Source organism: Streptomyces sp. DT2A-34 (genome assembly GCF_030499515.1).
Lineage (GTDB): Bacteria > Actinomycetota > Actinomycetes > Streptomycetales > Streptomycetaceae > Streptomyces.
On the sequence record NZ_JASTWJ010000001.1, the window covers coordinates 7402769 to 7415092 of the forward strand.

Consider the following 12324-nt stretch of genomic DNA (forward strand, 5'->3'; position numbering starts at 1 on the left):
CGGGACGCGCCGGTCGGCGGGTCAGTTCTTCGTCCGGAACTTGTGGATCGCGATCGGCGCCATCACCGCCGTGATCGCCACCGACCAGCCCAGCGTCACCCACAGGTCGTGCGCGACCGGCCCGCCCACCATCAGTCCGCGCGCCGCGTCGGCGAGCGTGGACAGCGGGTTGTAGTCGGTGAACGCCTGCAGCCAGCCCGGCATCGACGTCGTCGGCGCGAAGATCGACGAGCCGAACTGGAGCGGGAACAGCACCAGGAAGCCCATCGCCTGCACGGACTGCGCGTTCTTCATGATCACGCCGAGGGTGAGGAACACCCACATGATCGACGAGGCGAACGCCGTGGACAGGGCCACGGTCGCGAACAGGCCGGGCCAGTTGGTGATGTCGAACCCGACCGCCACGGAGACGATCATCAGCACGGTGGTCGCGAACAGCATCCGCAGCAGCTCCACCGAGATCTTCGCGAAGAGCACCGAGCCGCGCCCGATCGGCAGCGACCGGAAACGGTCCATCACGCCGGAGTTGAAGTCCTGGCTGAAGCCGGTCCCGACGCCCTGGGACAGCGTCATGCTCATCATCGCGATCATGCCGGGGATCACGTACTGCACGTACTGGTCCTGACCGCCGCCCAGCGCCTGCCCGATCGAGCCGCCGAAGACGAACACGAAGAGCAGCGTGAAGATGACCGGCATCAGCAGCGCGTCGGCCATCGACTCCGGGTCCTGGCGGATCCACAGCAGATTGCGGCGGACGAGGGCGCCGGTGTGTCGCAGATGCCCGCGCAGGGTGATGCGGGCGTCGTCGGTGGTCGGGGCGGTGGGGAGAGTGGCGGCGCTCATACGGCGACCTCCTCGCGGTCGTCGGTGGGCACGGTGTCCTGGGGTGCACTGGCGCGGTGGCCGGTGAGCGAGAGGAACACCTCGTCCAGGCTGGGCAGTTCGGTGCTGATGGAGGCGAGCGTGATGCCGCGGGCGGTGACGGCGCCGACGACGGCGGTCAGCTGGTCGTCGCTCAGGATCGGCACGAGGAGCGTGCCGGTGGCGGTGTCCACGGTCGTGGTGGCGAGCCCGGTGATGCCGAGATCGTCGAGATACCCGGCGAGGGGCCGCAGCTGCAAGGCATCCACCGGCCGGACCCGCAGGGTCCGCCCGCCGACCTTGGCCTTGAGCTCCTCGATCCCGCCGCCCGCGATGACCTTGCCCCGGTCGACGACGGTCAGCTCGGAGGCGAGCTGCTCGGCCTCCTCCATGTACTGGGTGGTCAGCAGCACGGTCACACCGTCCCCGACCATGGCCTTGACCTCGTCCCACACCTCGTTGCGGGTGCGGGGGTCGAGCCCCGTGGTTGGCTCGTCGAGGAACAGCACGGCCGGCCGCCCGATCATGGAGGCCGCCAGGTCGAGCCGCCGCCGCATACCGCCGGAGTACGTGCTCGCGGGCCGCTTGGCGGCCTCGGTCAGCGAGAACCGCTCCAGCAGGTCGTCGGCACGCGCGCGTGCCTCCTTGCGGGGCAGGTCCAGGAGCCGCCCGATGAGATACAGGTTCTCCCACCCCGGGAGCTTCTCGTCCACGGAGGCGTACTGCCCGGTCAGCCCGATCACCCGGCGCAACTGCCGAGGCTGCCGTACGGCGTCGTATCCGGCGACGGTGGCCTGCCCGGCGTCCGGTGCCAGCAGCGTGGACAGGATCCGCACGAGGGTCGTCTTCCCGGCCCCGTTCGGCCCGAGCACTCCCATGACGGTGCCCTCGCGGACGTCCAGGTCCACACCGTCCAGAGCCTTGGTCTCGCCGTAGTGCTTGACCAACCCCCGCACAGAGACGGCGGTGCTCACGCCGCCCGGCTTCTTGTCGATTCGCGTCATGACGATGACGGTGTCAGGGCCTACCGACAAACGGCCGACAGATCACCGACAGGGCCTGCAGATCACCGACAGGGCCTACAGGGTCGGACGACAGGGCCTACTGTTCGGACAAAAGGGGCGCCCGGTGATCACCGGGCGCCCCTTTGCCGTAGGACCCGCAGAGCAGGTCCCCGTACTCAGTACCGGACCGTCTCGGCCTGCTGCGGCACATGCGTCGCGACCACGCGCTCCCGACCGGCCCGCGGAGCGACCCGGCGCCGGTCCACCGCGTACGCGGCCCCCGCGACCCCGAGCCCGAGGACGGCCAGGGCCGCGCCGGCCAGCGCCGGGGACGTCACGCCGAAGCCCGCCGCGAGGGCGAGGCCGCCGATCCAGGCGCCGCCGGCATTCGCGAGGTTGAAGGCCGCCTGGTTGGCCGAGGAGGCCAGGGACGGAGCCGACGACGCCTTCTCCATCACCATCAGGTTGAGCGGGGAGCCGGTCACGAACGCCGCCATGCCGAGCAGCGCCACCGCGAGGGCCGCGCTCCACGCCGTGGACATCAGCAGCGGGAACAGGGCCAGCACCGCGGCCAGGGAGAGCAGGCCGCCGAACAGGGTCCGGCGCATCGAGTGGTCCGCCAGGCGCCCGCCCAGCAGGTTGCCGATGGTCGCGCCCACGCCGAACAGCGCCAGCAGCAGCGTCACGCTGGCGTCGGCGTACCCGGCGGAGTCGGTCAGCATCGGCGTGACGTAGCTGTACGCGGCGAAGAGCGCGCCGAAGCCCGCGACCGTCGTGCCGAGCGCCAGCCACACCGGCAGGGAGCGCAGGGCGGCCACCTCGCCGCGCAGGCCGGCCGGCGGGGCGGCGTGCGCCTCGCCGCGCGGGATGAGCAGCGCCAGCGCCGCCATCGCGGCCAGGCCGATCGTGCTCACGCCGAGGAACGTGGCCCGCCAGCCCAGGTGCTGCCCCATCAGCGTGGCCACCGGCACGCCCGCGACGTTGGCCACCGTCAGGCCCAGGAACATCAGCGACACGGAGCGGGCCTTGCGCTCCGGCGCGACCATGTTCGTCGCCACGACCGCGCCGACGCCGAAGAAGGCGCCGTGCGGCAGGCCGCTCAGGAAGCGGGCGGCCACCAGCCAGTGGTAGTCGGGGGCGAACGCGGACAGGGCGTTGCCCGCGACGAACAGGGCCATCAGGCCGATCAGGACGGTACGGCGCGGCATGCGGGCCGTGACCGCCGCCAGCAGCGGGGCGCCGATGACGACGCCGAGTGCGTACGCCGAGACCAGGTGCCCGGCGGTGGGGATCGAGATGCCCAGGTCGTTCGCGACTTCGGGCAGCAGGCCCATCATCACGAACTCGGTCGTACCAATGCCGAAGGCGCCGACGGCCAGGGCGAACAGTGCCAGGGGCATGAAGAGCCTTTGCCTTTCCAGGGGAGAGCGATGTTCCGTACCTCGTATGTTCAGTAACGGAACAAAGCCTCTCAGGCTCAGTATTCCGGCAGATGACGCTCAGGTTGCCGAGACCAGTCCAGACGTCGCTGACCAGGGGCTTTCAGGGAGCGTCAGGACGCGGATGTGTCGACCTTCACACGCGCCGCCACCGGCAGATGGTCGCTCCCGGTCTCCGGCAGCGTCCACGAGCTCTCCGGCTCCAGGCCCTTCACCATGATCTGGTCGATCCGCGCCATCGGGAACGACGCCGGCCAGCTGAACCCGAACCCGCTGCCCGCCGCGCCCTGCGTGGAGCGCATCTGGGCGGTGACGGCGTTGAGCGCGCGGTCGTTCATCGTGCCGTTCAGGTCGCCGAGCAGGACCACCTTCTGCAACCGCTCGTCGCCGATGGCCTCGCCCAGCGCGTTGGCGCTCTTGTCGCGCTGCCGGGCGGTGAACCCGGCCTCCACCTTCACCCGCACCGACGGCAGGTGGGCGACGTACACCGCGACCTGCCCGGACGGCGTGGTCACCGTGGCCCGCATCGCACGGACCCAGCCCAGCTTGATGTCGACCGGCTTGACGCCGCTCAGCGGGTACTTGCTCCACAGCCCGACGGTGCCCTGCACAGAGTGGTACTTGTACGTCGACGCCAACGCGGACTCGTACGTCGGGACCGCCGAGGCCGTCAGCTCCTCCAGGGCCACCACGTCCGCGCCGGACGCGGCGACGTCGCGGGCGGTGCCGGACGGATCGGCGTTGTCCGCGTTGACGTTGTGCGTGGCCACCGTGAGGTCGCCGCCGGCGCCGGTCCGGGCGACGAGGAGGCCGCCGAAGAGGTTCAGCCACACGATCGCCGGGAGCAGCACGGCGATGAACGCGGTCGCGGATTTGCGGACCAGGGCCAGCACGAGCAGCACCGGGACGAACAGGCCCAGCCAGGGCAGGAACGTCTCGGTCAGGCTGCCCAGGTTGCCCACCGCGTTCGGGATCTGCGCGTGCAGCAGCATCACCAGGGCCAGGACCACCGCGAGGGCGGCCACCACGATGCCGCGCCGCCAGCTGCGCGGGTCGCCGCGCCATCCCGCCACCAGGCTCTTCAGGCGGTGCGTCAGGCGCCGAAGCCCAGATTCCCGGCGCTCGGGCCCCGAGCCGCCGTTGTCCGTCTCCGTCACGTACGCCTGCTGCGCCATACCGTCGCCTCACTACCTGCCGTGCACACCGTCGTCCCCCCGCACCCACAGAAACCCTAGGGGATGATCGGCCTCGTTCCTGCCGTACTCATGACGGCCGTACGGGGGCGAGGACGTACAAGTCGCCATCGGGAGTTCCGGCTACGGCGAGGGAAAGCGCGCTCTGTGACGTAACGCGCACATGCGATCTACGGGGTGCGTGAACTGACGGGCCGTAGGCCTTCCAGCACGGCGTCGACCATCTGCTCCGCCAGCCCTTCGGGAAGATCGGCGTCCGGGCGCATGACGGCGCGCACCAGCATCGGGCCGAAGACGATGTCGTTCATCACGTCGACGTCGATGTCCCTGCGCAACTCGCCGTTCTCCTGCCCGCGGCGCAGGATCGCGTGCTGTTTCCTGCGCCGCGGCTCGACGACGATCGCGTGATAGGCGTCCCAGATCTTCGGACTGCTCTTCATCTGGGCGATGACGTTGTGCAGGAGCACCGACGAACGCGTCATCAGACCGCGCCTGCGCAACTGCTCCACCAGCGTCACGAGGTCGTCGCGCACCGAGGTGCCCGGCAGTTCGGGGTCCGGGGGCTCGGCGGCGCGCACGACCTCGACGAAGAGCTCCTCCTTGCCGCTCCAGCGGCGGTAGATGGTGGCCTTGCCGACGCCGGCGGTGCGGGCGATGCGCTCGATGGACAGCTCCGCGAGCGGCACGCCTTCCTCCAGCAGCTTGATGACGCCCTCGATGATGGACCGCTCCACGGACTCGCTGCGGGGTCGGCCCCGGGCGGGGCCGTCCTGCCGGGGGTGGCTGTCGGCGAGGCTCACTTGGCTCGGTCCTTTCGGTGGGCTGTGCTGATTCTCCCTGGTGTACGGCGGTGTACGGCGACGGCGGGTACGAGGCGCGTGTCGGCGTGCGGCCACCGCGCTCCTACTCCGCTGCCGCCAACTCCCGCTCCTTCTCTCCCTCCTGAGACCCCGTCGGCCGCCCCGGCAGGAACAGCGCCACGACCACCGCGCCGAGCACCGCGATGCCCGCACCCCACAGCGCCGTCACGTGCATGGCGTGCAGGAAGGCGTCGTGGGCCGGTCCGACGAGGGCCTCGCCGCGCGGGCCGAGCCGGTCGGCGACGCCGAGCGTGGCCTCGATGGACTCGCCCGCCGTGTGCCGCATGCCCTCGGGCAGCCCCGTGAGCCGGTCCTCGATGCCGCTGCGGTACGCGGTCGACAGGACCGAGCCCAGTACGGCGATGCCCAGCGCGCCGCCGACCTGGCGGAAGGTGTTGCTGAGGGCGGAGGCGGAGCCGGCCTTCTCGCGGGGCATGGCCTGCATGATGACGACGCTGATCGGGGTCATGATGTGCGCCATGGCGGCGCCCATGAGGAAGAAGACGACCTCCAGGAGCCAGATCGGCGTGTCCGCCTCGAACGTGGCGAACGCGGCCAGCGTGGCGGCGATGAGCAGCATGGCGCCGGTGGTCGTGGCCCGGTTGCCGAACCGGTCGACGACGAGCCGGGCGCGCGGCGCGAAGATCATCTGGGCGGCGGCGAGCGGCAGCATCAGCAGGCCGGTCTGCAGGGGCGAGTAGCCGCGCACGCTCTGGGTGTAGAAGACCGAGAAGAAGGTCACGCCCATGAGCGCGAAGAAGACCAGCGCGATGACGCCGATCGCGGCCGAGAAGACCTTGTTGCGGAAGTACGTGACGTCGATGGACGGATGGTCGCTGCGCTTCTCGAACACGACGAAGGCGACGAGGACGGCGAGGCCGGCGGCGATCGTCGCGAGGACCGTGGCGTCGGTGAAGTCGGCGAGCTGGCCGCCCTTGATGATGCCGTAGACGAGCAGGACGAGTCCGACGACGGAGAGTACGACGCCGACGGGATCGATGCGCCCGGGGTTCGGGTCGCGCGAGTCGGGGACCAGCCACAGCATCAGCGCGAGCGCGAGCAGCACGATCGGCACGTTGATGAGGAAGACCGAGCCCCACCAGAAGTGGTCGAGGAGGACACCGCCGGTGATGGGCCCGATGGCGATGGCGAGTCCGACGCCACCGGCCCAGATGCCGATGGCCTTCGGCTGCTCGTCCCGCTCGAAGACGTTCATCAGGACGGCGAGGGTGGCCGGCATCACGAAGGCGGCGCCGAGGCCCATCACCGCGCGGAAGGCGATGAGCTCGTCCGGCGAGCCGGAGAACGCGGCGAGCGCGGAGCCGATGCCGAACACCGTGAGCCCGCCGAGCAGGACCTTCTTGCGGCCGAGCCGGTCGCCGAGGATGCCCGCGCTGAACAGCAGCCCGGCGAAGACGAGGGTGTAGGCGTTGATCGCCCACTCCAGCTCGCTCTGGGTGGCGCCCAGGCCGGTCGGGGCCGGGGTCGAGATGGTCTTGATGGCGACGTTCAGGATCGAGTTGTCGAGGACGACGATCAGCAGGCTGAGCATCAGCACGCCGAGGATCGCCCAGCGGCGCCGGTGCACGGCTTCCGGTATGCGGGGGCCGGTGTCGGGGGCGGGAGAAGTCATGCTGTCGAGCGTAGGGGACTTACGATACGGCACCGTCTCGTATCGTAAATTTTTACCGAGACCTTACGCGGGGCGAAGGCGCGAGGCGAAGGCGCGGGGCGACTCGGGGGCGGAACTCACACGGGGCGGCCTAGCCCTCCTTGGCACGAAGTGCCACCATGGAGTGGAGTCCGGGGACGCCGTCAGGGCGCCTCGAGATGACAGAAGGAGCCGTTGCAATGACGCAGCTTTCGGCTGCCCAGACGCCTCAGGCGAAGCCCTCCGACGGCAGCAAGGCGCTGTACGGGGGGAAGGGCACACGCCGCATCACTGTCCGGGACATCGCCCTCGCCAAGGAGCGGGGCGAGAAGTGGCCCATGCTCACCGCCTACGACGCGATGACCGCGTCCGTGTTCGACGAGGCCGGCATCCCGGTCATGCTCGTCGGCGACTCGGCGGGCAACTGCCACCTCGGCTACGACACCACGGTGCCCGTCACGCTCGACGAGATGACCATGCTGTCGGCCGCCGTCGTACGAGGCACCTCGCGCGCCCTGATCGTCGGCGACCTCCCCTTCGGCTCGTACCAGGAGGGCCCGGTGCAGGCGCTGCGCTCGGCGACCCGGCTGGTCAAGGAGGCGGGCGTCGGCGCCGTGAAGCTGGAGGGCGGCGAGCGCTCCCACGACCAGATCCGGCTGCTGGTCGAGTCCGGCATCCCGGTCATGGCCCACATCGGCCTGACCCCGCAGTCCGTCAACGCCATGGGCTACCGCGTCCAGGGCCGCGGCGAGGAGGCGGCCCAGCAGCTGCTGCGCGACGCGAAGTCGGTCCAGGACGCGGGCGCGTTCGCGGTCGTCCTGGAACTGGTCCCGGCGGAGCTCGCGGCCGAGGTCACCCGCGTCCTGCACATCCCGACGGTCGGCATCGGCGCCGGTGCGGAGACGGACGCGCAGGTCCTGGTCTGGACGGACATGCTGGGCCTGACCGGCGGCCGCGTCCCCAAGTTCGTCAAGCAGTACGCCAACCTCCGCGAGGTCATGGGCAACGCGGCGAAGGCGTTCGCGGAGGACGTGGTCGGCGGAACGTTCCCGCTGGAGGAGCACTCCGTCCACTGAGCCCTTCCGGGCTCCGACCCCCTGAACCATTGCGGCACCACCGCGGCAGCCCGCCGATCTTCCCCCGTCGGCGGGCTGTCGCCCCTTGCGCCTAAACCGGCGCCGCTCTCGCGGAGCTGGTTGCTCGCCGTCGTGGTTCCTCACTTGATGGTTGCTCTGGGTGGCCGCGGAAATGAACTTGGCCCGGATCGCGGGGACTTGAAGAATGACGGCCATGCGCATTCGACAGGCACGTCCCGACGACGCGTCGGCGGTCGCCGACGTCCACGTGCGCTCCTGGCAGGCGGCCTTCGCCGGCCTTGTTCCGCAGCCCTACCTCGACACCATGGATCCAGGCCGTGAGGAGCCCGTCTGGAAGGCGCTCATCGCCGAGGCGGCATGGCCGTCGGCGGGCGTGCTGGTGGCCGAATCCGACGCCCGGATCGTCGGGTTCACCGGCTTCGGCCCGTCCCAGGAGGCTCCCTCCATCGCGGAGATCGGCACGCTCTACGCCCTGCCCGAGGTCTGGAGCACTGGCATCGGAAAGCAGTTGATGCTCGGCGCGTTGAAGACCCTCGACCAGGCCCACTACACGCACGCCACCCTGTGGGTACTGGAGGCCAACGAACGCGCCCGACGGTTCTACGAGGCCGCCGGCTGGAGCCCGGACGGCACGTCCGTGACGGACACCACCGGTGGCGCCTGCCTCAACAAGCTGCGTTACCGCAGCGCGAGGGGGGTGGCGCGGAGCGCGGGCGCTGGGCGCGCCACCCCGGAAGTACCGGTGTGATCAGCGGCGCCGGTACGACTCCACGTAACCGCTCGCGGGTGTGCCCACGCCCGTCACGTCGTCGTAGCCCTTCACGGCTTGCAGTGAGCTGTCCTTGCCCAGGCTGCGTACCGATGTGGTCAGGCCGTCCGTCGCGTCATAGCCGTTGACGTAGTCGACGCGTGCCACCGCGAGCCCGGAGACCGTCGGGTCGTCCGTGACGTCGTGGTAGGCCTTCGAGCCGTACCGCGCGTAGATCGACGGGTTGGCGAACCCGATCGGCTTCCCGCCGCGCGCCTCCTGCGCCAGGGCCTGGACGGCCGCGATCACCGGCGCGGCGAGCGAGGTGCCGCCGAGGCGGTACTCGTCGTAGGCCTGCGTCTTTCCGTCCGGCATGGTCTGCGTCTGGCCCACCAGGAACCCGGTGTTCGGGTCGGCGATCGCCGCGATGTCCGGCACGACGCGGTTGCCGTCGGCGCTGTTGGCCTTGGCCAGCGCGTCGGGCACGACGCCCTTCTGCCAGTACGGCTCGGTGACCGTCCTGCTGGTGCCGCCGCCCGCGCCGGAGTTGAAGGCGCCGGGGAAGTCGGTCCAGCTCTTGCCGTCGGCCGACAGCACCGCCTTTTCCGTACCCCAGCCGGTCTCCCACAGGTACGTGTCGCCCTTGCCGACCGCCAGCGAGGTGCCGCCGACCGCCGTCACCCACGCCGAACTCGCCGGGATGTCGACCTGCTTGGTGCCGCTGCTCGCGACCTCGTCGCCGTCGTCGCCGGAGGAGTAGTAGAAGCCGATGCCCTCGACCGCGCCGAACTGGAAGACCTGGTCGTAGGCGGCCGCGAGGTCCGGCGTCTGGGCGGCCTCCACCTCGCCCCAGGAGTTGGAGACGATGTCGGCGAGATGGTGGTCGACGATCTTGCCGAGCGAGTCCAGCAGGTCCTCGTCGTAGCAGGAGGCGGCGCCCACGTACGTGATCTGCGCGCCGGGCGCGACCGCGTGCACGGCCTCGACGTCGAGGGTCTCCTCGCCGTACCAGCCGGCCGCCGAGCACTCCTCGGTCCGCGTGTACTTCGCGGGCAGGACCTGGCGCAACTGGCCGCTGGTGTAGGCCGCGTCGCCGTTCCGCTTCGCGTAGGCGGCCGCGTCGTAGGCGATGGTCGGGGAGGCGTACGCGTCGGTGATGGCGATGCGCACGCCCTTGCCGGTGTGCCGGCCGGCGCCGTACGCCGCGCGCAGCTGCTTGCCGGTGTAGCCCTTGACCGCGTACGGGATCTTCGTGCCGTAGGCGTCCGGCAGTGTGCTCGCCAGGTTCGAGCCGTGGTACGTCGAGAACGGCCCGGCGTTGCGGAACACGGTCTCCGGCGGCGGGAGTTGGTCCTGGTGGCTCGCCAGGTGCGGCGCGTTGTCCAGGCCCGTGACGGTCAGCACGGCGTCCTTCACGCTGTCCGGCACCGAGACGGTCGTCGTGGGCGCGCGGTAAGTCCCCGTTCCCTTGGTGTAGTTGTGCAGCTGGGTGCCGAACGCCTTCTCCGCGGCGGCCACATCGCCGGTGACGGCGACGTAGTGCCGCGTGACGCCGGTGACCTTCAGTCCCGCCGATGTCAACCAGCCCTTGACGGCGGCCACTTGGGCCTTCGTGGCGCCGAAGCGGGCCTGGGCCCGGTCGGCGCTCAGGTGCTTCCCGTACGACGCCGAGCTCGGGTCCGAAACGGCTTTCGCGTAGGCGGCGAGGCCGGCCGCGTCCCGCCCCGCGAGGTAGACGCGTACGGCGACCTGGGCGCTGTCGGAGGTCGCGCCCAGGTCGGCCTTGGTCGTGGCCCACGCGGGCTTGGTTCCCGCGAGCGTGTCCCGGTCCGGGTGGTCCGAGGCGTGCGCGGCGGGTATGCCGAGCGCCAGCGCGCCGGCGAGCAGGGGCAGTGTCGCTGCCAGGCTCACTCCGGCGCGCAGGGTGGCGCGATTGGATCTCATGAAACCCCCTGTGCGGTTCGTCGCGAGTGGATCACTCGACAGTCGCCACTCTCGCGATGAACCGTTCATGCCAGGGGAATGCGAGGGCCAAGAAGCCCCCAATTAACCTAATGACAAGGCCATTTGAGGATTACGACCGCGGCTTCGCGCCCCGCTCCTTCAGCATGTCCTGCATCAGGTCGATCTCCGAATCCTGCCCGTCCACCATGCCCTGCGCGAGCTGCTTCTCCACGCCGACCGTGCACTTGTCGACACAGCCCTCGGCCATGTGGATGCCGCCCTTGTGATGGTCCGTCATCAGCTGCAGATAGGAGATCTCCGCCTGCTTGCCGCTCAGGCCCTCGAGCTTCTTCATCTCCGTGTCGGTCGCCATGCCCGGCATCAGAGAGCCGTCCCCGGCGGAGGGCATGTCGCCCATGCCCATCCAGGCCATCGGCCCGTCCGACGACACCTTCGGCAGCCCCCACAGGTCCAGCCAGCCCAGCAGCATGCCGCGCTGGTTGGCCTGCGTCTGCGCGATGTCGTACGCCAGGCGCCGCACGTCCTCGTCGTCGGTGCGATCCCGCACGATGAACGACATCTCCACGGCCTGCTGATGGTGCACCGCCATGTCCCGCGCGAACCCGGCGTCCGCCGAGTCGGCACTCGGCGTCGCGCTCGAACCGCCGTCCTCGGCGACCGCGTAGGTGAGCGCGCCGACCGCGACGAGCACGGCCGCCGCGGTCCCCGCGATCCAGCCGACGTGCTGCTTCACTCCGACAGACCGCCCGTGCAGACCGCGCCCTTCTCGGGCGTCTGCTCACCCTGGACGAACTCCTCGAAGAACTTGTCCACGTTGGGATCGCTCGCGCTCGTCACCGTGCGCTGCTTGCCCCACGCGGAGAGCATGATCGGGTCCTTCTGGTCCTCGACCGGGCTCATCAGCGAGTACGGCGTCTTCTTGACCTTCTCCGCGAGCGCCTTCACGTCGGCGTCCGACGCGTTGCTGTTGTACGTCACCCACACCGCGCCGTGCTCCAGGGAGTGCACCGCGTTCACGTTGTTGAGCGCCTTGGTGTAGACGTCGCCGTTGCAGTTCATCCACGCCTTGTTGTGATCACCGCCGACGGGCGGATTCATCGGGTACTTCACGTCCCCGGCGACATGCGTCTGGCTCAGCTTGGTGCTCCAGGACTTCACGCCGTCCTTGCCGGTGACGAAGTGCCCCGTGGTCTTCGTGTCGGAGGCCGTGTCGCTGTCGTCGGACTGCGACTGCACCAGGACGACACCACCGACGACGAGACCGGCGACGATCACCGCACTGGCCGCGATCGTGAGGATCCGGTTGCGGCGCTCACGGGCCTGCTCGGCACGCCGCATCTCCTCTATTCGCGCCTTGCGCGAAGCGCTGCTCTTGTTCTTGGCGGAACCCATGAGGTGTGGTCCTTCTGGGAAAGGGACGGTCGGGTCCGCTGATCGTAATGGGGAAGGTGTGCCCTCTCGTAGAGAGGGCACAGGAAAGTCCGGATCGGACCATCCGTCCGACCG

The 12324-nt window shown here is 70.1% G+C and carries 11 protein-coding genes; 2 read left to right on the top strand and 9 right to left on the bottom strand.

All coding sequences use genetic code 11. From position 1 onward, the window contains the following. Window positions 1–21: 21 nt before the first annotated feature. The 6 genes from QQM39_RS33055 to QQM39_RS33080 all read right to left on the bottom strand — a co-directional run bounded on the left by QQM39_RS33055 (window position 22) and on the right by QQM39_RS33080 (window position 6990). Window positions 22–843, bottom strand: a complete 822-nt coding sequence (locus QQM39_RS33055; RefSeq protein ID WP_302001219.1) for an ABC transporter permease — start codon at window positions 841–843, stop codon at window positions 22–24. Next, the gene (locus QQM39_RS33060) at window positions 840–1865 is read right to left on the bottom strand and encodes an ATP-binding cassette domain-containing protein (protein WP_302001220.1); all 1026 of its coding nucleotides are present in this window, start codon (window positions 1863–1865) and stop codon (window positions 840–842) included. The genes QQM39_RS33055 and QQM39_RS33060 overlap by 4 nt, the downstream gene beginning before the upstream one ends. Before the next feature lie 176 nt (window positions 1866–2041). After that, window positions 2042–3265, bottom strand: a complete 1224-nt coding sequence (locus QQM39_RS33065; protein WP_302001221.1) for an MFS transporter — start codon at window positions 3263–3265, stop codon at window positions 2042–2044. 152 nt (window positions 3266–3417) lie between these two features. After that, complete coding sequence (locus QQM39_RS33070) at window positions 3418–4479, bottom strand: endonuclease/exonuclease/phosphatase family protein (RefSeq protein WP_302001222.1); 1062 nt, start codon at window positions 4477–4479, stop codon at window positions 3418–3420. A 188-nt stretch (window positions 4480–4667) separates the two neighbouring features. Beyond that, window positions 4668–5297, bottom strand: coding sequence for a TetR/AcrR family transcriptional regulator (locus tag QQM39_RS33075; RefSeq protein ID WP_302001223.1), 630 nt, complete (start codon window positions 5295–5297; stop codon window positions 4668–4670). A gap of 103 nt (window positions 5298–5400) precedes the next feature. Continuing rightward, entirely contained in the window at window positions 5401–6990 is a 1590-nt protein-coding gene (locus QQM39_RS33080) for an MFS transporter (RefSeq protein WP_302001224.1), read from the bottom strand. A gap of 218 nt (window positions 6991–7208) precedes the next feature. Here QQM39_RS33080 and panB point away from each other — a divergent pair, with 218 nt between their 5' ends. Together panB and QQM39_RS33090 are read left to right on the top strand one after the other, a co-directional pair. Continuing rightward, window positions 7209–8084 (top strand): 3-methyl-2-oxobutanoate hydroxymethyltransferase, encoded by an 876-nt coding sequence (gene panB, locus QQM39_RS33085; protein ID WP_274238452.1) that lies wholly within the window; start codon window positions 7209–7211, stop codon window positions 8082–8084. Window positions 8085–8298: 214 nt separating this feature from the next. After that, entirely contained in the window at window positions 8299–8853 is a 555-nt protein-coding gene (locus QQM39_RS33090; RefSeq protein WP_302001226.1) for a GNAT family N-acetyltransferase, read from the top strand. Here the strand turns inward: QQM39_RS33090 and QQM39_RS33095 are convergent, their stop codons facing one another. The 3 genes from QQM39_RS33095 to QQM39_RS33105 all read right to left on the bottom strand — a co-directional run bounded on the left by QQM39_RS33095 (window position 8854) and on the right by QQM39_RS33105 (window position 12210). Continuing rightward, the gene (locus QQM39_RS33095) at window positions 8854–10797 is read right to left on the bottom strand and encodes a protease pro-enzyme activation domain-containing protein (RefSeq protein WP_302001227.1); all 1944 of its coding nucleotides are present in this window, start codon (window positions 10795–10797) and stop codon (window positions 8854–8856) included. It lies immediately after the preceding gene. Between the two features lie 130 nt (window positions 10798–10927). Further along, on the bottom strand, window positions 10928–11551 hold the full coding sequence (locus tag QQM39_RS33100) for a DUF305 domain-containing protein (protein WP_302001228.1): 624 nt from the start codon (window positions 11549–11551) through the stop codon (window positions 10928–10930). Beyond that, window positions 11548–12210, bottom strand: coding sequence for a DUF3105 domain-containing protein (locus QQM39_RS33105; protein WP_302001230.1), 663 nt, complete (start codon window positions 12208–12210; stop codon window positions 11548–11550). Before QQM39_RS33105 ends, QQM39_RS33100 begins: the two co-directional genes overlap by 4 nt. Window positions 12211–12324: the final 114 nt, after the last annotated feature.